Source organism: Thermococcus sp. GR5, from assembly GCF_012027535.1.
Lineage (GTDB): Archaea > Methanobacteriota_B > Thermococci > Thermococcales > Thermococcaceae > Thermococcus > Thermococcus onnurineus.
On sequence record NZ_SNUN01000007.1, the window covers coordinates 18,837 to 39,198 of the forward strand.

At 51.5% G+C, this 20,362-nt stretch carries 23 protein-coding genes; 11 read left to right on the top strand and 12 right to left on the bottom strand.

Annotated elements, in window-relative coordinates:
• Positions 1 to 16 precede the first annotated feature (16 nt).
• The 3 genes from E3E33_RS07605 to E3E33_RS07615 are packed head-to-tail and all read right to left on the bottom strand — an operon-like array spanning position 17 to position 1,454.
• Positions 17 to 349, bottom strand: a complete 333-nt coding sequence (locus tag E3E33_RS07605; protein ID WP_167711912.1) for a hypothetical protein — start codon at positions 347 to 349, stop codon at positions 17 to 19.
• Positions 346 to 1,173, bottom strand: a complete 828-nt coding sequence (locus E3E33_RS07610) for a DNA-3-methyladenine glycosylase (protein WP_167711911.1) — start codon at positions 1,171 to 1,173, stop codon at positions 346 to 348. Before E3E33_RS07610 ends, E3E33_RS07605 begins: the two co-directional genes overlap by 4 nt.
• Positions 1,155 to 1,454 carry a hypothetical protein gene (locus E3E33_RS07615; RefSeq protein WP_012572016.1) on the bottom strand — a complete coding sequence of 100 codons (300 nt, stop codon included), beginning with the start codon at positions 1,452 to 1,454 and terminating at the stop codon, positions 1,155 to 1,157. Before E3E33_RS07615 ends, E3E33_RS07610 begins: the two co-directional genes overlap by 19 nt.
• A gap of 91 nt (positions 1,455 to 1,545) precedes the next feature.
• Between E3E33_RS07615 and E3E33_RS07620 the strand changes: the two genes are divergently transcribed.
• The 6 genes from E3E33_RS07620 to E3E33_RS07645 all read left to right on the top strand — a co-directional run bounded on the left by E3E33_RS07620 (position 1,546) and on the right by E3E33_RS07645 (position 6,855).
• A complete protein-coding gene (locus E3E33_RS07620) occupies positions 1,546 to 2,871 on the top strand; it encodes a nodulation protein NfeD (protein WP_167711910.1) in 1,326 nt (441 codons plus the stop codon).
• A gap of 1 nt (position 2,872) precedes the next feature.
• On the top strand, positions 2,873 to 3,679 hold the full coding sequence (locus tag E3E33_RS07625; RefSeq protein ID WP_012572018.1) for a slipin family protein: 807 nt from the start codon (positions 2,873 to 2,875) through the stop codon (positions 3,677 to 3,679).
• A gap of 170 nt (positions 3,680 to 3,849) precedes the next feature.
• Complete coding sequence (gene minD, locus E3E33_RS07630) at positions 3,850 to 4,629, top strand: cell division ATPase MinD (RefSeq protein ID WP_012572019.1); 780 nt, start codon at positions 3,850 to 3,852, stop codon at positions 4,627 to 4,629.
• On the top strand, positions 4,626 to 4,877 hold the full coding sequence (locus tag E3E33_RS07635) for a hypothetical protein (RefSeq protein ID WP_012572020.1): 252 nt from the start codon (positions 4,626 to 4,628) through the stop codon (positions 4,875 to 4,877). Before minD ends, E3E33_RS07635 begins: the two co-directional genes overlap by 4 nt.
• A gap of 90 nt (positions 4,878 to 4,967) precedes the next feature.
• Positions 4,968 to 5,216 (top strand): hypothetical protein, encoded by a 249-nt coding sequence (locus E3E33_RS07640; protein ID WP_167711909.1) that lies wholly within the window; start codon positions 4,968 to 4,970, stop codon positions 5,214 to 5,216.
• Between the two features lie 127 nt (positions 5,217 to 5,343).
• Positions 5,344 to 6,855 (top strand): AMP phosphorylase, encoded by a 1,512-nt coding sequence (locus E3E33_RS07645; RefSeq protein WP_167711908.1) that lies wholly within the window; start codon positions 5,344 to 5,346, stop codon positions 6,853 to 6,855.
• A gap of 152 nt (positions 6,856 to 7,007) precedes the next feature.
• On the opposite strand, the gene E3E33_RS07650 is transcribed toward E3E33_RS07645, so the two are convergent.
• Complete coding sequence (locus tag E3E33_RS07650) at positions 7,008 to 7,397, bottom strand: DUF2095 family protein (protein WP_167711907.1); 390 nt, start codon at positions 7,395 to 7,397, stop codon at positions 7,008 to 7,010.
• A 61-nt stretch (positions 7,398 to 7,458) separates the two neighbouring features.
• Between E3E33_RS07650 and E3E33_RS07655 the strand changes: the two genes are divergently transcribed.
• Positions 7,459 to 7,923, top strand: a complete 465-nt coding sequence (locus E3E33_RS07655; RefSeq protein ID WP_167711906.1) for a DUF123 domain-containing protein — start codon at positions 7,459 to 7,461, stop codon at positions 7,921 to 7,923.
• Positions 7,899 to 8,666: a geranylgeranylglyceryl/heptaprenylglyceryl phosphate synthase gene (locus E3E33_RS07660; protein WP_167711905.1), complete on the top strand. Its 768-nt coding sequence runs from the start codon at positions 7,899 to 7,901 to the stop codon at positions 8,664 to 8,666. The genes E3E33_RS07655 and E3E33_RS07660 overlap by 25 nt, the downstream gene beginning before the upstream one ends.
• Positions 8,667 to 8,668: 2 nt before the next feature.
• Here E3E33_RS07660 and E3E33_RS07665 read toward each other — a convergent pair whose 3' ends face one another.
• Positions 8,669 to 8,908, bottom strand: coding sequence for a hypothetical protein (locus E3E33_RS07665; protein WP_167711904.1), 240 nt, complete (start codon positions 8,906 to 8,908; stop codon positions 8,669 to 8,671).
• Positions 8,909 to 9,060: 152 nt separating this feature from the next.
• Between E3E33_RS07665 and E3E33_RS07670 the strand changes: the two genes are divergently transcribed.
• Together E3E33_RS07670 and E3E33_RS07675 are read left to right on the top strand one after the other, a co-directional pair.
• On the top strand, positions 9,061 to 9,903 hold the full coding sequence (locus E3E33_RS07670; protein WP_167711924.1) for a M55 family metallopeptidase: 843 nt from the start codon (positions 9,061 to 9,063) through the stop codon (positions 9,901 to 9,903).
• Between the two features lie 168 nt (positions 9,904 to 10,071).
• The gene (locus E3E33_RS07675) at positions 10,072 to 10,815 is read left to right on the top strand and encodes a hypothetical protein (protein WP_167711903.1); all 744 of its coding nucleotides are present in this window, start codon (positions 10,072 to 10,074) and stop codon (positions 10,813 to 10,815) included.
• Here E3E33_RS07675 and E3E33_RS07680 read toward each other — a convergent pair.
• Entirely contained in the window at positions 10,797 to 13,166 is a 2,370-nt protein-coding gene (locus tag E3E33_RS07680; protein WP_167711902.1) for a DEAD/DEAH box helicase, read from the bottom strand. The genes E3E33_RS07675 and E3E33_RS07680 overlap by 19 nt on opposite strands.
• Before the next feature lie 49 nt (positions 13,167 to 13,215).
• On the opposite strand from E3E33_RS07680, the gene E3E33_RS07685 reads away from it, so the two are divergent.
• Positions 13,216 to 13,641: a hypothetical protein gene (locus tag E3E33_RS07685; protein ID WP_167711901.1), complete on the top strand. Its 426-nt coding sequence runs from the start codon at positions 13,216 to 13,218 to the stop codon at positions 13,639 to 13,641.
• Here the strand turns inward: E3E33_RS07685 and E3E33_RS07690 are convergent.
• The 6 genes from E3E33_RS07690 to E3E33_RS07715 form a co-directional block, all read right to left on the bottom strand.
• Positions 13,638 to 14,300 carry a ScpA family protein gene (locus E3E33_RS07690; protein WP_012572031.1) on the bottom strand — a complete coding sequence of 221 codons (663 nt, stop codon included), beginning with the start codon at positions 14,298 to 14,300 and terminating at the stop codon, positions 13,638 to 13,640. The two genes, E3E33_RS07685 and E3E33_RS07690, sit on opposite strands and share 4 nt — an antisense overlap.
• A 5-nt stretch (positions 14,301 to 14,305) precedes the next feature.
• Positions 14,306 to 17,872, bottom strand: coding sequence for a chromosome segregation protein SMC (gene smc / locus E3E33_RS07695; protein ID WP_167711900.1), 3,567 nt, complete (start codon positions 17,870 to 17,872; stop codon positions 14,306 to 14,308).
• Positions 17,873 to 17,920: 48 nt separating this feature from the next.
• Entirely contained in the window at positions 17,921 to 18,352 is a 432-nt protein-coding gene (locus tag E3E33_RS07700) for a DUF835 domain-containing protein (RefSeq protein ID WP_238516375.1), read from the bottom strand.
• A gap of 174 nt (positions 18,353 to 18,526) precedes the next feature.
• Entirely contained in the window at positions 18,527 to 18,931 is a 405-nt protein-coding gene (gene mce, locus E3E33_RS07705; protein WP_012572034.1) for a methylmalonyl-CoA epimerase, read from the bottom strand.
• Entirely contained in the window at positions 18,928 to 19,887 is a 960-nt protein-coding gene (gene meaB, locus E3E33_RS07710) for a methylmalonyl Co-A mutase-associated GTPase MeaB (protein ID WP_012572035.1), read from the bottom strand. The genes mce and meaB overlap by 4 nt, the downstream gene beginning before the upstream one ends.
• Before the next feature lie 34 nt (positions 19,888 to 19,921).
• Positions 19,922 to 20,362 carry a cobalamin B12-binding domain-containing protein gene (locus E3E33_RS07715; protein ID WP_012572036.1) on the bottom strand — a complete coding sequence of 147 codons (441 nt, stop codon included), beginning with the start codon at positions 20,360 to 20,362 and terminating at the stop codon, positions 19,922 to 19,924.

The following is a 20,362-nucleotide window of genomic DNA, read 5'->3' on the forward strand; positions in this document are numbered from 1 at the left end:
CCCATAAACGAATCGTTCACGATTCATGAAGGTTCTCCAGCTCTCTCTTTTTCTCTTCCAGCTTCCTCCTCAGCTCCTCGTTCTCCTTCCTCAGCCTGTTCCTCTCGGCCATCATGAGCTCTCTATCTTTCAAAGCCTTCTTGTAAAACTCTCTCAGCTCCTCAAGCTCGCTCTCCATCTCGCGGAGCTTCTCCTCAAGTGCTTTAGCTTTCTCCCCCAAAATCTCTTCGCGCTCGGCTTTCAACGTTTTCTCAACTTTTGGAAGGTATTCTTTGATAAGGGCTTCAAGGTCTTTGTCCTTCAGAGATTTGAACTTCTCACGAGGCAAGACTATCTGGAGTCTATTCATTTTCTCTTCCGCTCCATCTCAGTTTTCCTATCATAGCAGAGGACATAGAATGCCAGAAGGCTCTTCCACTTTCCGTAGGGTTCAATGAGCTCGCGGACGTCTTTCTCTTTGACTTCTTTCACGTTCTTCCCAAAAATCTTTGCTACCCCCCTTCTCAGCCCCAGGTCACCCGCAGGATAAACATTCTTCCTTAGACCGTAGAGGAGAAACAGCTCGGCGCTCCACTTCCCGATTCCGCGGAACTTTGTGAGGTATTTAATGGAGTCCTCTTCCCTCCAGTCCCATAGCTCAAGGTTCAGCTCGCCATTAAGGTAGAGCTCCGTGAGGAACTTTATGTACCCCGCGCGGTAGCCAAGCTTTGCCTTCTTAAGCTCCTCTTCACTCAGCGACGTTATTTTTTCAGCGCTCGGGAAGACGTAAAGATCACCAATCCTTTTGCCGGCCAGTTTGACGAGGTTCCTTATCGTCCTCTGGGCGAACTCAAAGTTAATCTGTTGCTGCGCTACCACCTCAACAAGAGCCTGGTACGGGCTTGGGGCGGCGGGAACTGTTAGGCCGTAGAACTCATCGATAAGAAAAGCGAATCTTGAATCGACAATTTCGTTGTAAAAGGAGTCCAGATCTGTATCGAGGCCAAGGATGAATTTCAGCTTGTTCGTTGCTTCTTTCCTTTCATGCTTATCCCATTCATCAGGGAATATGAAGTTCTCTCCGTCAAAGCCAACCAGACCGTTCTCGAAGGCCTGCCAGAAGATTCCGTCGAACTTCCACGTGCCGTTCTTTACCATCTCATGGGTCGTTTTCTTCAGGTCAATCCCAGCCATCGGTCAAGCTTAACGGGGTTCTCCTTTATATCCTTTAGCGTCAAGACATAAAGACGCCTACCATCTGTGGAGCGTTTGATCTCGAGTTCTCCGGATTCCTCCAAAAAGCGCATCGCCTCCTTTATATCCTCTGCCCGAACGTTAAAAGTTTCCTTCAGAAACTCCCAGTACGGTTCATAATGAGCGTATTTAGCCGACTCACGGACAAGTTTCCAGGCTCTCCCCACCTTCTCCTTACCCCTCGAGACTCGATAAAGTTTGACGAGCGCCCTCAGACTCATGGTCTGGAGTTGGCCTTAGTCATATAAATCACTTTTGGAAAATAGGCAAAAGATTTAAACTATGTAGTAGTATTAATAATAGGCGATAGATATGAAGCTAAAGATTGTCCTGATCGTGCTCATTTTGTTCGTCACGTTCTTTCCCAGTGCACATGCTCATGGCAACACAGTTTATGTTGCCAAAATAGACGGCATGATAACCGGCTACACCGTGGATCAGTTCGACAGGTACATCAGCGAGGCCGAGAAGGCCAATGCATCGGCGATCATCATCGAGCTCAACACCCCCGGAGGAAGGGCCGACGCAATGCAGGAGATAGTGATGAGGATACAGAACGCCAAGGTTCCAGTTATAATCTACGTCTATCCCTCAGGGGGAATGGCCGCTTCCGCGGGAACGTATATAGCCCTGGGCTCTCACCTGATAGCCATGGCTCCCGGAACCGTCATTGGGGCTTGCAGGCCAATACTCGGCTACGGTGCAAACGGCAGCATAGTTGAGGCACCCGCTAAGATAGTCAACTTCTACATAACGTATCTGCGCGAGCTGGCCGAGATGAGCGGAAGGAACGCCACCCTTGCAGAACAGTTCATCACTGAGGACAGGAGCGTCACCTCACAAGAGGCTCTTGAATACGGCGTTATCGAAGTCGTAGCGACCGATGTCAACGACCTTCTCCAGAAAACAGATGGGATGGAGACCAAGATTCCGGTCAAAGGGAAGGGAAAAGTCGTTCTCAACTTCAAAGATGCGCGCGTTGTTTACCTGAAGCCATCTTTCAAGGACACCGTCGTTAAGTACATAACCGACCCCACTATAGCCTATATCCTTCTCAACCTTGGCTTTATCGGAATAATCTTTGGATTCCTAACTCCCGGTTGGCACGTGCCGGAGACAGCGGGAGCCATAATGCTCGTCCTTGGATTGATAGGCCTCGGATACTTCGGCTACAGCAGTGCAGGACTCCTTCTGATAGTCCTCGCAATGATATTCTTCATAGCTGAGGCCCTGACGCCAACCTTTGGCCTTTTCACTGTGGCGGGAACCATTACATTCATTCTCGGAGGGATAATGCTATTCGGAAGCGGTGGAGGTGAGTACCTGGTGAGCGGAGCCATTTACGAAATGTTAAGGATAGTTATCATCGTCATGGCAATACTAATGGGGCTATTTTTCGCCTTCGGAGCAGCGGCGGCAGTGAAAGCCCACAGGAGGAGACCAGAATCAGGAAAAGAAGAGCTAATTGGAGCCAAAGGGAAAGTCATCCAGGAGCTCAACCCTGAAGGCATGATCAGGGTTCACGGAGAGCTCTGGAAGGCCCTCAGCAAAGACGGAAGCAGGATTCCAGCAGGGGAGAAGGTCAGGATTGTTGAAATCAAGGGACTAACTCTTATAGTGGAAAAGGAGGGAGATTGAGATGGTGGCAGTTAGCACAATGGTTTTGGGTATTGTTTTGTTGTTTGTTTTGATTATTTTGGCCTCCGCCATAAAGATAGTCAAGGAGTACGAAAGGGCCGTTATCTTCAGGCTTGGTAGGATAGTCGGAGCAAGAGGCCCAGGTCTGTTCTTCATCATACCAATATTCGAAAAAGCTGTTATAGTAGACCTCAGAACGCGCGTCCTCGACGTTCCGGTTCAGGAGACCATAACCAAGGACAACGTCCCGGTCAGGGTCAACGCGGTCGTCTACTTCCGCGTCATTGATCCGATCAAAACCGTCACCCAAGTCCGCAACTACATAATGGCCACCAGCCAGATTGCTCAGACGACGCTAAGGAGCGTGATCGGCCAGGCCCACCTCGACGAGCTCCTCAGTGAGAGGGATAAGCTCAACCTTCAGCTCCAAAAGATAATCGACGAGGCTACTGATCCGTGGGGAATAAAGGTCAGCACCGTCGAGATCAAGGACGTCGAACTGCCGAGTGGAATGCAGAGGGCCATGGCAAGGCAGGCAGAAGCCGAGAGGGAGAGGAGAGCAAGAATCCTTCTGGCAGAGGCCGAGAGGCAGGCCGCCGAGAAGCTTAGAGAGGCTGCCGAGATAATATCCGAACATCCGATGGCACTCCAGCTCAGGACGCTCCAGACGATAAGCGATGTCTCCAGTGACAAGAGCAACGTAATAGTACTAACGCTGCCAATGGAGATGCTCAAGCTCTTCAGGAGTCTAGCTGACACCGCAGATGCTGCCAGAGCAAAACTCGAAAAAGAAGCTGAGAAAGAGTAAGTAGTGAATAGCTTTTCTTCTATCTTTTCTTTTCCCGGGTTGGACGAACCGCAAAAAATAAAAGTATTGCCAGCATACTTCATACACGCAAAACAGCAGCCCGTATAAAATCGAGACTCAAAACGCTTTATAGGAAAGGGCGGTTACCGCTCATACTGGGGGTGTCAACTTTGGAAGGCCGTTCAATTGTTTTTGCATCTGGAAAAGGTGGAACAGGTAAAACAACGACGGTTGCAAACCTGGGTGTCGCACTGGCCCAGTTTGGAAAGGAAGTTATTCTGCTGGACGCTGACATCACAATGGCCAACCTGAGCCTCGTCCTTGGCATGGAGGACATTCCAATAACACTCCACGATGTCCTCGCAGGAGAGGCAGATCTCAAGGATGCAATCTACGAGGGTCCCGCCGGCGTCAAGGTCATCCCGGGTGGTCTCAGTCTTGAGAAAATAAAAAAGGCCAAGCCTGAGAGACTCAGGCAGCTAATCAGAGAAATCGGCCAGATGGCAGATTTCGTTCTCATCGATGCTCCTGCTGGTCTCGAGATGACGTCAGTTACTGCCCTTCTCATAGGTAAGGAGCTTATAATCGTTACCAACCCGGAGATTTCAGCCATTACTGACTCTCTCAAGACTAAACTCATCGCAGAGAAGCTAGGAACTCTCCCGCTCGGTGCCATCCTCAACAGAGTCACCAACGAGAAGACCGAGCTCACCCAGGAAGAAATCGAGGCCATCCTTGAGGTTCCGGTTCTGGCGATGATTCCTGAGGATCCTGAGGTCAAGCGCGCCAGTGCCTATGGTGTTCCACTCGTCATCAAGAACCCAACCAGCCCAGCTGCGATAGCCATCAAGCAGCTTGCGGCAAAGCTCGCAGGTATCAGGTGGCAGGCCCCCGAGCCCGAGAGCCCGATCAAGAGAGTGTTCAAAGCACTGTTCGGAGGGAAGAAATGATGGCCAGCGCGCTCCTCTACGGAATAGTCATCATCCTCATAGTGCTTAATATCGTACTGTTGATGCTCTACTACTCCGCCAAAAGCAACCCGTACTACGTCGTTTACGACGAAGAAACCAAGAATGCCCTTAAGAGGCGTGTCACCAGTCTCAAGGAGGACCTCGAGAGCGAGTTGGTCGATTTTGACATCGAGGAATGGGAGAAGACCCTCGAAGAATCCATAGACGAAGAAGTCAGGAACCTCTGAGCTTTTCTAATCCTTTTGTTATTAAACATTTCTGTGGCGTTAAATTTTAAAAGCCCCTCTCTACTAATCCTAAAGTGGAGGTGGGGCGCTATGAAAGTCAGGCTCGGCTATCCAGATAGGATAGTCGAGGTCGATGATAAGGCCGTCCATGTCTTCAATGGCAAACTAGTAAGCGCCCCACTGAGTGAGGTCGTGAACTACTATCTCAAAGGAGAGGGTCTTCTGCCCCCTTCAGTTAAAGCTGTGGTGCCAGACATAATTAGGGTGCTTCTGAGCACTAGAGAGCTTCATGGAGAGTTCCAGCCCACCGTCGAATACGGTCAAGGACTCAGCGGCTGACCTTCTTTTACATTTGTCTGCCTAGCCCTATGGACGGTTGGGTGCATTTTAACAGTCTTTCAGTTGAAAACATTTAAGTACTCTTTTGCGCAATATTGGGAACTCGTGAGTGAATGGAGGGATGAAAATGAAGGCGAAGGTTAGGATACTGGACATGTACAGCGGGAGGTATTCGGTGTTTATCAATGAGAAAGAGGCGAAGAAAGCAAAGCTCCACCCGGATGACCTTGTTAAGCTTGAGGCAGGGAAGAAGACTGTATACGGCAGCGTCACCATAAGCAACCTCGTGAAAGAAGGTGAAATCGGAATCAGCAAAGATGTACTCCAACTCCACAACTTTTCCGAGGGAGAGGTCGTCACAGTGCTACCCAGCGGAGCCCCTGAGAGCGTCCGCTATATAAAGAAGAAGATGAACGGCGAAAAGCTCAGGAAGGTCGAGATTGAGACTATAGTCAAGGACATCGTTGATAGGAAGCTGCGCGACATCGAGATAAGCTCCTTCGTCACTGCCCTTGAGATAAATGGCCTCGACATGGACGAGATAGCAGCCCTGACCATAGCCATGGCAGAGACCGGCGACATGCTCGACATAGACAGAAAGCCCATCATGGACGTCCACAGCATTGGCGGTGTCCCAGGAAACAAGACCAACATCCTAGTTGTCCCGATAGTTGCGGCGGCAGGCCTTACCATACCAAAGACATCTTCGAGGGCTATCACCAGCGCCGCAGGAACGGCCGATGTTGTCGAGGTCTTTGCAGAGGTCAGCTTCAGTCTAGACGAGATAAAGAGAATAGTCGAAAAGATAGGTGCTTGTATGGTCTGGGGAGGCGCGCTCAACCTCGCTCCGGCAGATGATATTACCATTAAAGCCGAGCGCGCGCTGAGCATCGATCCGGTCGGCCTCATGCTGGCGAGCATAATGTCAAAGAAATACGCTATGGGTAGCCAGTACGTCCTTATAGACATCCCGACCGGAAAGGGTGTCAAGGTAGAGACCGTTGACGAAGCCCGTGCACTGGCAAGAGACTTCATAGAGCTCGGAAAGAGGCTCGGCCAGTACGTTGAGGTCGCGATAACCTACGGTGGCCAGCCGATAGGCCACACCGTTGGCCCCGCCCTCGAGGCCAGAGAGGCGCTTCAAGCACTGATGAGCGGAACCGGCCCGGGAAGCCTCATAGAGAAGGCGACAGGCCTGGCTGGAATCCTCCTCGAGATGGGCGGTGTTGCTCCATCAGGAATGGGTAAGAAGATGGCGCGTGAGATACTCGAGAGCGGAAAGGCCTACCAGAAGATGCGTGAAATCATAGAGGAGCAGGGCGGAAACCCGGACATCAAGCCGGAGGAAATACCGATAGGCGACAAGACCTACACCTTCACCGCACCGACGAGCGGCTACATCACCGCAATAGACAACAAGGCGATAACCGGAATCGCAAGGGCTGCCGGAGCGCCGGAGGACAAGGGCGCCGGAATAGAGCTCTACGTCAAGGTTGGCGAGAAGGTCAAGGAAGGCGACCCACTATTCACTATATACGCCGAGAGCGAGGCCAGACTCGACCAGGCGATAGTCTTCGCCAGAAGGGCAGAGCCGATAAGGATCGAGGGAATGGTACTCCAGCGAATCGGCAACATCTGAGGTTGAGAATTTTTGTTTCTTGTCTTATTCTTCTCATCTTGTATTTCCAAGTGTCCGGGACATCTTTTGAGAAGTTCCATCATGGAATTCAACCAATCCCTTAAAAGTTATAATAAGGCCTTGAGAGGACACAGCAGGAGCAGGAATAGGCCTTACCTCCCCCCGTGTCGCTCGTACCAACCCCACTCCTTCTTCGGACCGAATGCCCTCACGCCCTTCTGGACAAGGGTTATCCTGAGCTCCTTGGCCATCTCGTGGGTTATCTCACCGCGCTCCTCCATCCAGTTGATGATCTCGAGCGCCTCGTCGTCTGTCTCACATCTCCTCAGGAAGTCTATGACAGTTGGGTTGTAGCCGGAGAAGTCCCTGAGCTCATCTTCCTCAGCTATGGCTTTGGCCTCATCCGTTCTGTAAGCGTCTATCGGAACGCCCTCCTCCTCAAGCTCCCTCGCCAAAGCTGGAAAGCGTTCTTCAAACTCTCCTTTATCGTACTCCTGCCAGGCGAACTCATCTATAGGGCGCTTCTTCTTTTTCTCATCCATGCATCACACCTGAGGGAACTATGAGTCAAGGGTTTATAAACCCTGAGTGGAATCCAGGTCCATGAAGGGTTCGTATTTTCTAGTCATCAAACTCGGGGAGGATAAAAGGATAGCTACCAAAAGGCGGGAGTTCTTCCTGAAGAGAGGTTACTACGTTTACGTTGGCTCTGCCATGAACTCCCTCGAAAAGCGGGTGGAGAGACATTTCAGGAGGGAGAAGAAGTTCCACTGGCACATCGATTACCTGCTGAGAGAAGCAGAGCTTCTGAAGGCCTATCTGATACCGAGCGAGAAGAGACTTGAGGAGAAATTATCACTGGAGATCGCGAAGTACGGTGAGCCCGTTGAGGGCTTCGGCGCCGGAGATGTCAGGGTGAGCACCAACTTGTACCGCTTTGAAAAAGAACCAGACAGTGTGCTCATCGAAATCCTCGAAAGGCTCGGCCTCAAGTGGAAAAGGGTTAAAAGCAGGGAAGAGATTATAGAATTCGGTGAGAGAAAATGGAGGTCAAAATTGGGAAGGTAGAAGCTTACATCCACGAAAAGCTCGAAAAAGAAAAGCTTCACTTCGTTCTTCTCGACCCAGACGATTTTGCGGACAAAGTATGGGAGGCTGGAGAGATAGCCCGAATGAGTGAAGAGGCCGGCGTTGATGCAATAATGGTTGGTGGCTCGACCGGAGCCGAAGGAGAAGTCCTTGACAACGTCGTGAAGGCGATAAAGGAGAGCTCAAACCTTCCGGTTATACTCTTTCCGGGCTCTCATGGTGGAATAAGCAAGTATGCCGATGCGATATTCTTCATGAGCTTGCTTAACTCGAGGAATCCCTTCTTCATAACCGGTGCTCAGGCCCTTGGGGCCTTCCAGGTGAAACGCTACGGAATAGAGCCGATTCCAATGGCCTACCTCATAATCGAGCCTGGAGAAACCGTCGGATGGGTCGGCGATGCAAAGCCTATCCCAAGGCACAAGCCAAAACTGGCTGCGGCTTACGCTTTGGCCGGCCAGTACTTAGGGATGCGCCTCGTTTACCTCGAGGCAGGAAGCGGTGCCCCCGAGCCAGTTCCGCCGGAGATGATAGCCGTCGTCAAGAAGGTTATAGACGTCCCGCTAATAGTTGGCGGGGGAATAAAGAGCGGGGAGCAGGCCAGAACTGCGGTAAAGGCGGGGGCAGATATAATCGTTACGGGAACTGCAATAGAGAAAGCCGGCTCGCTGGAAGAGGCCAAGAAGAGGCTGGAGAGCATAATAAGAGGAATCAAAGGATAAAGTCAAGCCTCGGAGAGGACCTTAAAAGTGACGGTTCCTTTCTTAATTATCTTTCTGAGCTCCGAGAGAAGCTTGGGAGCGTCGTCCTCGACTATCTCCATTCTAATTTCACTTATACCCTCCACATCGGGCGGGAAGAAGTGTATGTCGCGAATCTTGCCCCTAACCTTTTCATACAACCGGCCTAAAATTTTTCCCCTGCCCTCATAGGGCAATCTTATGTCAAGTTCAACAATTTGCATACCCATCACCGCTTTATTTTATGAAAGAAGGTCTATATAACCTTTTTCATGAGCGTGGATTATCGAATCCTATCAGGAATATTCCCAGAGGTTATGAAAAGCCACCGCAAGACTTTTCTTTTATCGTTTCGATTTTTATCTTGGTGATGCCCATGCGCGCTTTTATTTCCGTCGATCTTGAGGGGCTCCCCTACATCGTCAGCAGGGAGCACCTCTTCGTTAAAGGGGCCCTCTACAACGAGGCCAGAAGGATAGCGACCGAGATAGTTAAGGTAACCGCAGAGGCCCTCCACCGGAACGGCTTCGATGAGGTCGTAGTTGCCGACAGCCACGGCCCGATGGTGAACGTCATCCCGGAGGAAATGCCTGAGTACGTAGAGCTCGTTAGGGGCTTTCCAAGGCCCCTGAGCATGGTGGCCTTCGCCAAGGGAAGCGATGCAGCGCTCTTCCTCGGCTACCACGCCAAAGCCGGAACGAGCTACGCAACCTTCGACCACACCTACAGCGGGGCTTCGATAGACAGGCTCGAGATAAACGGCGTCGAGGTCAGCGAGTTCCTCCTGAACGCCTACCTCCTGGGAAGCTGGAATGTTCCGGTAATCCTCGTCGGCGGTGATAGGAGGCTCATCGAGGAGGACGTTAAGAGGTTCACCCCGTGGGTTGAGGGAGTGGCATTCAAGGAATCGCCCTCACGCTATGCAGCCAAAAGTCCAAGCATGGTGAGGCTCAGAGGGGAGCTCCAGGAGGGGATTGCCAGGGCCGTTGAGAGGCTCAAGAACGGTGAGGCAAAGCCGCTGAAAACGGAGGAGCCAGTGAACGTTAGGGTCCGCTTCCTGAGAAGCGACATGGCAGATACCGCTGAACTTCTCCCGTTCATCAAGAGACTGGACGGAAAGACTGTCGAGTTCGAGGCAAAAACCGTGGAGGAAGCCTACAAGGTCTTCGAGCTGCTGACCCTTGCCGCCGCGGGGGTTAACGCCATCGTCACGAGGTAAAGCTTAAGTTTGGAAAGGAGAAACTCTAAACGCCCCCGGGAAACCGCGGGGAGGAGAGCGCCTCGGCGAGCTGTGACCTCCCTTCGCTCCCCGGGGGCACATCACCAGTATACATTCAAAGTCGATATTCTTTTATACCACACAAGCGTAAATTCAGTGGTTACCAGTGTGCAGAGAAAAATACTTACTGCCCTGATGATCGGGATTATGATAGGCTTCGTACTTGGAGCACTCTTCTCATATTCAAGTGAGGATTCAGCCAATCAACTGCCGGAAATGAGAGTATGCCCGATAGTAGACTACAAAATCCTCGAAGGATACACTATCCCGCTGGGCAGGACAATCTCAAATGAAACGGAAGTTGCCGAAGCCCTTGAGAGAGCATACATAGAGCAGAAGAGTCCAAACTATCCCCTAGAAATTTTGAAAGAGCTCTATCAGGCCAAAAAACCAAACGCGGAACTTTTTGGAATATCATACGTTTTCAAAAACAACACACTAGGATACGGGAAATATGGCCTGAGGAATGGCACCAATGGGGGAGACTTTACCTTCGAACCATTTACGGAAGATGAGAGTCAGAGAATAGACGGAGTGGGCCTCATAACAAAGAGATGGGCCGTGATTTTCCTCAGCATCTACGATGCAGAAGGAGCAAACAACGTAGAGACCATAACCGTGGAAGTCCCGATCGAATGGAAGCGAGTGTATTACAGCGGAAGCGGGAAGATTGCAGTAACCTCACCCAATTATGTAAAAGTTAAGCTTCCAGAGAACCGGCGGATCAACTACCTCGTACTGGCCTTTCTGACCGACGGAAAGCTCCGGAGCATGGGAGACATCCCCAAGATTACCGTAAGAGTGAATGGAATGGACTCAGTGCTTTCCAAGCCTCACTCCTCTTCCACATAAGGTGCCGTTATCACCTTCCTTATCTCCCTCGCCTTCTTCGGGCCGATGCCTTCAACTTCCTGAAGCTCCTCCTCCGTGGCGGTGAAAACCCTCTCGACGTTGCCGAAGTGCTTGAGGAGCCTCTTTGCCAGAGTGGCCGAGACGTTGGGCAGTCCCTCGACTATCAACCGCTGCCTTTCGGCAAGAGTTAGGGCCTTCTTCTCGCTCCTCAGTCTTACCTCCTTCTTCCTCTCCTCCTGCTCGCGCTTGGCCATCAGGTAGATGAACTGGGCAGTCTCTTCCGGCCCAGAGGAGAAGAGTATCGGCACGCCCCAGTCCAAAGTGACAGCCGCTATGGCACCCCTAATCGCGTTGGGGTGAACGTTCCTTATACCGTAGAGTTGCCCCTCGATAATTATCACGGGCTTCTCATAGGCCTTCTTCAACCTCTCCACCTGGTCAAAGAGCCTTCCATCGATTATGGACTGTATGAAGTCGTTGGCGCTCTTGCGCTCTATTCCGACCTCTTCGCTCACCACATAGTCAGCAACGTCAAGCGTCTTTACCTCGACCTCGGCCCCGAGCTCCCTGAGATGCTTTGGCACGCCGCTTCTTAGCTCCCTGCTGTCAACGTAAACGACTATGCCCTTTGGCCTTCTGACAAAGACGGGCTTTATCGGGAGCTTCTCGTAGAGCTCCTCTTTCGAGGGCTCGGCCTTTTCGTATTTTTCCACTTTCCCCTCAGAGGGCTTCTCAGCCTCTTCAATTCCTTCGGCTTTTTCTTCAGCCGGCTTCTTCTTGGGCTTTAGAAAAGCATCGAGGGAAGTGATCTTACCCCTCTTCATATCCTCCCTCTCCTTCATCTCGGCCTCAAGCTCACGGGCTATCTTCCTAATCGCCTCAAACATTCCCCTTTCCTTCCGTCTGGAGCTCCAGTAGTAGGCCTCGTCGCGCGTTCCCTTCGCCATGAGGATAACGACCCTACCCGGCCTGTGCCTTCCAGTCCGTCCACGTCTCTGGATGCTTCTGATGGCGGAAGGCACGGGCTCGTAGAAGATTACCAGGTCGACTTCGGGGACATCGAGACCTTCCTCACCGACGCTTGTGGCGACCAGAACGCTGAACTCACCCCTAGAAAAGCGCTCTAACGTCTCTTTCTGCTGTTTCTGACTCATGCCCCGGTCGTTGCTCCTGCTGGCCTGACCAATGAAGCGCTCCGCGCTGACACCCATCGCTCGAAGCTCCTCGACTATCTTCTTTCCTGTGTCGCGGTAGTTGGTAAAGACGATTATCTTGGAGTTCGGCTTTTTCTCCAGCTGGGCCTTAACGAGCTCCTTGAGCTTCTCCATCTTGGGGTGGTCTATTCCAAGCTCCTTCGCCTGGACTAAGAGATATATCACTTTTCTCATACGAGGATCTTCCATCAGCTCTCTGCTTGACTTCGTCCGTTTGTCCTCGCGAAGCTTTTTGAGATAAGCACGGAGGGCGGTCAGTCCCTGCGTCTCCAGGAGCTCAATCGCGTGCTGGAGCTTGACTGCTTTAGCCTGGTACATCCTCAGCCTTCCAATCTCGTAGTTGCCCCTCGCGACCTCCTGATTGATTTTTGAGCCCGCCTGGAGAACTTCCTTCTTTGAGATTTCCGGCGAGTATGAACTCACGAGCTTAAACTGGGCGAGGGGCTTGAGGCTCTCCTTGAGCATCTCCCTCAGGAGGGAGCGGACCTCCTTGTAGACGCCTGGAAGGTCGACCTTGACCCACTCAAAGGCTATCCTATGGACGTAGGGCTTCACATCCGGCGAGCTCTCGGTTCTTATCTCGATGCGCTCTATTCCGAGGTTATTGATTATTTCCCTTATCCTCACCTCGTCGCTTCCAGGGGAGGCCGTAAGGCCAAGAACAAGCGGATGTTTAGCAGTCTTGAGGTACTCCCTTGCTATGAAGACGTAGGAGTAGTTGCCCACCGCCCTGTGGGCCTCGTCGAAGACGAGAAGTACAACGTCCTCAAGGGAGATCCTGCCTGTTAAAATGTCATTCTCTATCGTTTGAGGCGTGGCAGTTATTATCACGCTTTTCTCCCAGATTTCCTGCCTTGTTTTAGGTGAGAGCTCCCCTGTCAGGACGTTTATTTTCTCCGGAGGAATGTCAAAGAGCTTTTTGAAGCTCTCCGCGTGCTGTAAAGCCAAAGGCTTTGTAGGGGCGAGCATTAAAACTTTACCGCCGTATTTTTGAAGCCTGTAGTCGGCGATAAGCATCGCGATGAGCGTCTTTCCTAATCCGGTTGGCAGAACAACAAGGCAGTTACTCTCCTTGCACCTCGCGTAGATGACCTCCTGGTAAACGCGCGGCTGGATTAAGTCCCTGCGGAGATACATACTCCTATCTCCTCGACGAAGTTTATAAATTCTCGGACGAACTGAGGTCATGCTACTCACGAGACACGCCAAGGAGAGACTCGTCAAAAGACTCGCTAAAAGAAGAAAGCTCGAAAGGGTTTATTCTGCACTTTGGGAGTTTTTGGAGCGCTCGAAAAGGATAGACGTGAACGATAAGGTCGTGATATTCACTGACGGGCGAAAGAGCCTCGTCTGTGTTAGGCTCGAGTGCGAAAGGCTCCCTCTGGAGGAAATAAGGCACCGTGTCGAAAAGATAGAACGTCCTTACGAGTGTGTCTTTCTCGATGGCAGACTCGCTAGGGAGACCGTTCCTAGGAAGTTCGTCGAGCTGATTCCAGAGGGTGAGTACTGCTTCTACATCAACCGAGAGAAGAGGAGCCTTTACATAGGCAGCGAAGGGCCGCTTTTGGCAATAACCTTAAGGCCAGCGAAGAGAAAGGAGAGAGAATGCTAAGCATTTTCCCCGACGGGCACTATGTATATCTCCCCGAAGGGTTCCTCTTGAATCAGCTCGACCTTGCCCATGTTGGAGAGAAAGAGAAGGTAGAGGAAGGTTCTGGCAACTATTTTCGGAGTGGGGTCAAAGACCAGGTCCCAGAACCTTATCGGCTCCCTGGTCTCGCTGTAGAGCTTCCTGACTATCTCGTGGAGCCTGTTGACGTGCTTCTCAATGTCAACTCTGAAGTCATCGACGACGAATATCTCCTCTTCTATCTCGACCTTCTTCTTTTTCCGCGGCTTCCTCTTCTCGGCTTCCTCAAGGGCATCCATAAGGGCATCCAGCAGGTCATCAAAGGTGTAGTAGCGCTCCACCCTCCTGAGCGGAGGTGCCAGAGGCTCGACCTCGACGCGGATGTGCTCCTCGTGCTTTTCTTCCTCATCTTCCTCGTCCGCGTACAGCAAAGCTTCGCTCTTCATCCTGACCAAGATTGAAGCAGCTAAGATAGCCCTCGCTGAAACGCGGAGGTCGAGCTCCTTCATCTCCCTGAGCCTTTCTATGTACTTTTCTGTAAGGTCGACTATATCGATGTTCCACGGATCCACCTTTCCCATCTGGACGAGCTGAAGGAGTATATCGACGGGAGTGATTTCCTCTTCCCTTCGGGACTCCATGGTTCTCACCCGCTTAGATGGCCAAACATCTCGGCGTGCTCGGCCTCGCTCTTCTTCCTTGCCTCCTCGAGTATCTTCATGGCCTTCTCAAGGCTGAGCGCGACGACCCTGCTGACGCCATTCCTCATGCTCACACCTATTATCTTCTCTGCGTTGGCCATCATAACGTCTCTGAGAGTTATGACAATGAACTGGCTGTTCTCCGAGGCCTCTTTTATCAAGTCAGCAACGCGCTTAACGTTTGCATCGTCAAGGTGGGCGTCTATCTCATCGAAGAGGTAGAAGGGCGCTGGCTTGTAGCGCTGGATTGCAAAGACGAAAGCCAGAGCCGTCAAAGCCTTCTCGCCACCGCTCATGGCCTCAATCCTCTTGACGTCCTTGCCGGCTGGCTTGGCTTCTATCTCCAGTCCACCAGCGAATGGATCATCGGGATTCTCGAGGATGAGCCTCGCGCTTCCACCCGGTGAGAGCTTGGCGAAGAGCTCGGAGAAGTTCTTGGCGATCTCGTTGAGGGTCTGCATGAAGACGTTCCTCTTCTGGCCTTCTATCTCCTCGATGAACTCCTCTATGCTCTCCTTCTCGGCGACGACCTGCTCGCGCTTGCTCTTCAGCTCAAGATAACGCCTCTCGACGACCTCAAAGTCCTCGATGGCCTTCATGTTAACCGGCTCGAGGGAGCGTATTTCCTCCTCCATGCGCTCTATTTCTTCCTTCAGTGCCTCGAGCTCCAGCGGTATCTCCTTGATAGACTTGATGAGCTTGGCGTCGTGGTGCTTGAGCTCCGCCTGCTTCTCCTTGAGGGTAGCCTCGTACTGAGCGAGGCGTATCTTCAGCGTGTTGGCCTCTATCCTGAGGTTCTGGATCTTGTTCGTGAGCTCTTCCTTCTCGGCGCGGAGCTCAACTATCTCGTTCCTGAGCGTCTCCCTTCTCTCGCGGAGCTCCTTGAGCTCGTCCTTAACGTTCTCCTCTGCTTTCTTGAGCTCCTCGAGATCCTTCTCAAACTCCTCGATGGCCTTCTCATTTTCGACTATGTTGCTCTTAAGGGCGTTTATCCTGTTGATTAAGCCCTCAATCTCCTCCTCCAGGTCAGCTTTCCTCGGGAGGAGCTCTTCGTTTATCCTTATCTCGAGGTTCTCCAGCTTGCTCTCGACCTTGCTGAGCTCTTCTCTGAGGGCGCTTATCTCGTGCTCGACCTCTCTTATCTTCTGGTTGAGCTCTCTGGCCTCCGGGTTCTCCAGGGCCTTTTTGAGCTTCTCCTTCTTCTTCTCGAGCCTCTCTATCCTTCCGCGGAGCTTTGCCATCTCACCCTTTGTATCGTGGATCTTCTTTTCGAGAGCCTTGATGAGCTTCTCGCTCCCCTCAATCTCCTCTTTCAGAGCCCTGTCCTCCGCTAAAAGCCTGTCCATCTCGCGCTGGATGACCTGAAGGTCCTTGCTCAGGTCGCTCCTCCTCATTCTCAGCTCAAAGATCTCGTTCTGGAGACCCTTAATCTCAAGCTTGAGAGCGTTGATTGCAGACTCGAGGGTTTCCTTTTCCCTCTCGAGGGCTTCGACCTTTCTCCTCAGCTCGTCGGTGTTGATTGAGAGCTTGCCCCTCGGTCTGTAGTGACCACCTGTAATCGCTCCGCTCCTCTCAAGGAGTTCGCCCCCAAGGGTCACCATCCTGACCTTTCCGATACCAACTGCCCTCGCCTCGTCCATGTCGTTCACTATGAGTGTGTCCCCGAGGGCATAGGCAACGGCGTTCTTGAAGCGCGGATCGTACTGGACGACGTCCATCGCAGGGATACCCAGCGAGGGCCTCTCCTTCATGGAGCGCGGCTTTATCTTGTTGAGCGGGAGGAATGTTAATCTTCCGAGCTTTTTCTCCTTGAGAAGCTTTATCGCCTTCTCAGCAACCTTATCATCTTCAACAACAACGTTGTCGTAGTTGCCGCCGAGGGCGACCTCCACGGCCAGCGCGTAGTTTTCGTCCCCAACACTTATCAGCTCACCCAGAGACCCGTAGAGGCCGGGGATGTTCTGGGATTTCAGGAACTCTATCGCCCTATTGCCCCTCACTTCCCTCTGGGCTTCAGCCTTTATCAGCTCCTCCCTGACCTTAACGAGTTCACTCGAAACCTTGTTCAGCTTCTTCGTCTTCTCCTCCAGTTCCTTCTCAGCTTTCCTCAGGCGAGCCTCGGCCTTTGTCATTTTACCATCTATTTCACCAAGTTCTGAGCGCTTGCTTTCCAGGGAGTTCTTCGCTTCCTCGATCTTGGATTTGAGAGCGACCCTCTTTGCATTGTCCTGGGCCATCTTGGCCTTGAGGCGCTCTATCTCCTCCTCAAACTTCCTCACGTCGCTCTCTTTCATGTAGAGTTCCTTCTTGGCCTCTTCCAGCTCGTCGACGACTCTGTCGAAGTCCTGCTTAGCTATCGCAAAGTCCCTGTCTATCTCTCCCAGCTTGATGACAAGCTCGTTCTTGACGACTTCCTTCTCCTTTATCTCAGCCTTGAGCTTCTCCCTTCTCTTGCTCCAGCGCTGGATCGCGCTTTTGTTCTTCTCTATCTCCTCCGAAACCTTCCTGAGTTCCTCCTTAGCCTTAGCAAGGCGGCGCTGGCTGTCTTCTATCTCCTTCTGAGCGAGCTCAATGTTCTTCCTGGCCATCTCTATCTTCGACTGAACCTCGCTTATCTTTCTGGTGACCTCCAGGATACCATCCTCGCTCTTCTCCTCCAGCTCCCTCTCGACAGCGTTAAGCTCCCTCTCCCTCGCTACTATCTCCTTGGCTATCTCCTTGAGGCGCTCCTCTATAACCGCTATCTCGGCCTCTATGCCCCTGTCACGGACGGTGCTTTCTTCGATAAGATTCTCGAGCTTCCTAATTTCTCCAAGAAGGAGCGTAACCTTAGCCTTCTCAACACGCTCCTTCAGGTCGAGGTACCTCAAGGCGTCGTTTCTCTCCTTTTCAAGTTTGTCGAGCTGGGCCTTTACCTCTCTTATGAGCAGGTCAACGCGCGCGAGGTTCTCCTCCGCCTGTTTAAGCTCCTTCAAAGCCTTCTCCTTCTTAGCATCGTATTCCGCTATGCCTGATATCTCATCGATGATCATCCTTCTCTCAGTAGGGCTCATCTTGATGAACTTGGTGATGTCTCCCTGAAGGACTAAATTGTAGCCCTCTGGAGAGATCATGGCCGCACTTAGCACGTCAAGGATGTCGCTTCTGCTCGTCCTCTTGCCGTTGAGCCAGTAAGTGCTCCTACCATCGGGATAGACGCGGCGCTTGATAACGACTTCATCCTCATCTATCGGGAAGCCCCTGTCCTCGTTGTTGAAGTACATCGCAACCTCTGCGTATTTAGCGGGAGGTTCAGTCTTTGTACCAGCGAATATGAGGTCGCTTATCCTCGTTGCACGCATGGCTTTTGCGGATAGACCACCAAGAACGAAGAGAACGGCGTCACCGATGTTGCTCTTTCCAGAACCGTTGGCACCCACTATTGCTGTAAATCCTTTAGAAAGTGGAACAACGACTTTTCGATTACCGTAGGATTTGAAACCTTTCATTTCAATCTTCTCGATGTACGGCATGCCCTACACCTAAACTGGAGAACGACGAAGAAGGTTATATAACTTTACCTACTCGATGATCCTCTTGAGAATGTTGAAAACTCTGTCGTCCAGCCCATCACCAACTGTCACATAGAAGTCCGAATTCATGAGAAGAGCTATATCACGCAGCTTGCTAACAAAGCGGAGGGTTGGTTCAACACCATTCTCAATTATGAGATACTCAACAGCATCGAGAACAACGTCTGCCTCCTCCTGCTGAAGATGCTCCCAGACCGCCTGTTCGATCACATGAAGCCTAGAAGGATGAACCGCACTTGGATGAGACACCTTGGCAAGCCATATCGGATGGACATTGTGTGCCTGGATTTCAAAGGGAGGTCTTCGAGTTATAAGTATTTTCTTACGATCCACGTCTTTCATGAGTATATCATTAAGCCGCCGATAGTCCATTATTCTTGACCCCCTTCGTAGGGGCCTTCCCTTTAGTAACATAACCATCACTTCACACAGATCACTTGATACATCAGGATTAGGGTATGACCAACGCAAGTTCGGTATGCCCTATATAAATGTTACTGTGAGTTAAGTAAAGGATTTCACAACAAGTCATTTGGTTCAACCAACTCCTGGAAAAATAACAAGAAATTGGGGATTTCTGAATCCTGTACCAGATCACTCTCCATTTCTCTCACAGAGTTCGAGCAAAACGCCCGTTACAGCCTTTGGATGTATGAATGCGATTTTTGCACCACCTGCACCGATTCTAGGCTGTTCGTCGATCAGTCTGTAACCCGTTTCCTTCAGCTTTGTAAGGTGTTCCTCTATGTTATCAACTCCAAGTGCTATGTGGTGTATGCCTTCACCACGCTTGGCAATGAACTTGGCTATTGGGGAGTCCTCGGCCGTTGGCTCCAGAAGCTCGATTCTGCTCTCGCCGACATGGATTATCGCAGTTCTAACCTTCTGATCCGGCACTTCTTCAATCTCCTCGACCTTGAGGCCGAGACCTTCCCAGATCTTTATGGCCTCTTCAAGGTTCTTCACTGCAATACCGACGTGGTCAATTTTCTTTATCATACCCTCACCCCCAGAGTTTTTTCAAGAACCAAATCCGCGGCAGAGTACGGGTCTATCTCCCGCTTCACAATTCTATCTATCAGGCCCGAAACCTCTTCCTCGTCGAGCCGCTCACTTATCATCTTCGCGATTCTACCGGAGATTATAGTCTTAACCTCTTCTTCTGCACGGAACTTCCTCTTGCGCTCTATTTCGCCACTCCTTTCAAGGAACTCATGGTGATCTTGTATTGCCTTCCAGAGGTCTCTTATGCCTCTCATTGTCGTCGCCACAGTCTCGACTATCGGCGGCCTCCAGCCGCGCTTCTCCCAGCGCTCCTTCTCGAGGTCGAGCATCATATTAAGTTCGAAGTAAGTGGCATCTGCCCCTTCTTTGTCGGCCTTATTTATGACGAAAATGTCCGCTATCTCCATAAGGCCGGCCTTAATAGCCTGTATGTCGTCGCCCAGTCCTGGAACTGTAACAAGGACGACTGTGTCTGCAGTTTTGACGATGTCAATCTCTATTTGGCCCACGCCAACCGTCTCAACGAAAATAACGTCACAACCGTAAGCATCAAGCACCTTTATCGCGTCACTTGTGGCCTTGGCCAGTCCACCAAGGGAGCCGCGTGTGGCCATGCTTCTGATAAAAACGCCGGGATCAGTCGAGTGCCTTTGCATCCTTATCCTGTCGCCGAGCAGAGCGCCGCCGGTGAAAGGCGAGGTCGGATCGATGGCTATGACGCCGACAACTTTGCCTTCCTCCCTCGCAACCCTGATCAGCTTGTCGAGAAGAGTTGATTTTCCAGCTCCAGGGGGGCCAGTGATACCGACGATATAGGCATTGCCCGTGTGGGGGTAGATCTTTTTGATTACTTCTCTAGCTTTATCCTCGTCGTTCTCTACCAGGGTTATCAGCCTGGCCGTGGCACGCTTATCTCCCTGGAGCATGCGTTCGATCAGGTCGTCTATCATCGTCATCACTCGGACAAATTATCCAAGAAAGAAATTATAAAGTTAAGCCTTCCCTAAAGCGCTTGAGGTTCTCTACGGCCCTATCAATGAAATCAATAGTCTTCTGAAGCGGCGTCCCCGGTCCAAACACTTCCGCAACACCCATCTTTTTGAGTTCCTCGGCATCGTCGGGCGGGATTATTCCACCGGCAAAAACAACGATATCCTCGTTCAGCTTAAGACCCCTTTCCTCAAGGAGCTTGAGGATCTTAGGTATTAGAACCATATGTGCACCTGAGAGAATGCTTATTCCCAGTACGGCGGCATCTTCCTGTATGACTGTCTCAACTATCTGTTCCGGAGTCTGTCTTATACCCGTGTAAATGACTTCATACCCTGCATCTCTCAGCGCCCTCGCAACGACCTTGGCGCCTCTATCATGGCCATCAAGACCGGGCTTGGCGATAACGACCCTAACCTTTGAGCGCTCGACCAT

Excerpts from the sequence above, each read along its gene's own strand:
- E3E33_RS07625 (WP_012572018.1), top strand. The coding sequence starts at position 2,873 with ATGGTGGCAGTTAGCACAATGGTTTTGGGTATTGTTTTGTTGTTTGTT.
- E3E33_RS07660 (WP_167711905.1), top strand. The coding sequence starts at position 7,899 with ATGGAGGTCAAAATTGGGAAGGTAGAAGCTTACATCCACGAAAAGCTC.
- smc (WP_167711900.1), bottom strand. The coding sequence starts at position 17,872 with ATGCCGTACATCGAGAAGATTGAAATGAAAGGTTTCAAATCCTACGGT.
- E3E33_RS07645 (WP_167711908.1), top strand. The coding sequence starts at position 5,344 with ATGAAGGCGAAGGTTAGGATACTGGACATGTACAGCGGGAGGTATTCG.
- E3E33_RS07665 (WP_167711904.1), bottom strand. The coding sequence starts at position 8,908 with ATGCAAATTGTTGAACTTGACATAAGATTGCCCTATGAGGGCAGGGGA.
- E3E33_RS07690 (WP_012572031.1), bottom strand. The coding sequence starts at position 14,300 with ATGGAGTCCCGAAGGGAAGAGGAAATCACTCCCGTCGATATACTCCTT.
- E3E33_RS07670 (WP_167711924.1), top strand. The coding sequence starts at position 9,061 with ATGCGCGCTTTTATTTCCGTCGATCTTGAGGGGCTCCCCTACATCGTC.
- E3E33_RS07655 (WP_167711906.1), top strand. The coding sequence starts at position 7,459 with ATGAAGGGTTCGTATTTTCTAGTCATCAAACTCGGGGAGGATAAAAGG.
- E3E33_RS07610 (WP_167711911.1), bottom strand. The coding sequence starts at position 1,173 with ATGGCTGGGATTGACCTGAAGAAAACGACCCATGAGATGGTAAAGAAC.
- E3E33_RS07650 (WP_167711907.1), bottom strand. The coding sequence starts at position 7,397 with ATGGATGAGAAAAAGAAGAAGCGCCCTATAGATGAGTTCGCCTGGCAG.
- E3E33_RS07680 (WP_167711902.1), bottom strand. The coding sequence starts at position 13,166 with ATGTATCTCCGCAGGGACTTAATCCAGCCGCGCGTTTACCAGGAGGTC.
- E3E33_RS07615 (WP_012572016.1), bottom strand. The coding sequence starts at position 1,454 with ATGAGTCTGAGGGCGCTCGTCAAACTTTATCGAGTCTCGAGGGGTAAG.
- mce (WP_012572034.1), bottom strand. The coding sequence starts at position 18,931 with ATGATAAAGAAAATTGACCACGTCGGTATTGCAGTGAAGAACCTTGAA.
- E3E33_RS07700 (WP_238516375.1), bottom strand. The coding sequence starts at position 18,352 with ATGGTTATGTTACTAAAGGGAAGGCCCCTACGAAGGGGGTCAAGAATA.
- E3E33_RS07715 (WP_012572036.1), bottom strand. The coding sequence starts at position 20,362 with ATGGTCGAGCGCTCAAAGGTTAGGGTCGTTATCGCCAAGCCCGGTCTT.
- E3E33_RS07640 (WP_167711909.1), top strand. The coding sequence starts at position 4,968 with ATGAAAGTCAGGCTCGGCTATCCAGATAGGATAGTCGAGGTCGATGAT.
- E3E33_RS07685 (WP_167711901.1), top strand. The coding sequence starts at position 13,216 with ATGCTACTCACGAGACACGCCAAGGAGAGACTCGTCAAAAGACTCGCT.
- E3E33_RS07605 (WP_167711912.1), bottom strand. The coding sequence starts at position 349 with ATGAATAGACTCCAGATAGTCTTGCCTCGTGAGAAGTTCAAATCTCTG.
- E3E33_RS07620 (WP_167711910.1), top strand. The coding sequence starts at position 1,546 with ATGAAGCTAAAGATTGTCCTGATCGTGCTCATTTTGTTCGTCACGTTC.
- meaB (WP_012572035.1), bottom strand. The coding sequence starts at position 19,887 with ATGATAGACGACCTGATCGAACGCATGCTCCAGGGAGATAAGCGTGCC.
- E3E33_RS07635 (WP_012572020.1), top strand. The coding sequence starts at position 4,626 with ATGATGGCCAGCGCGCTCCTCTACGGAATAGTCATCATCCTCATAGTG.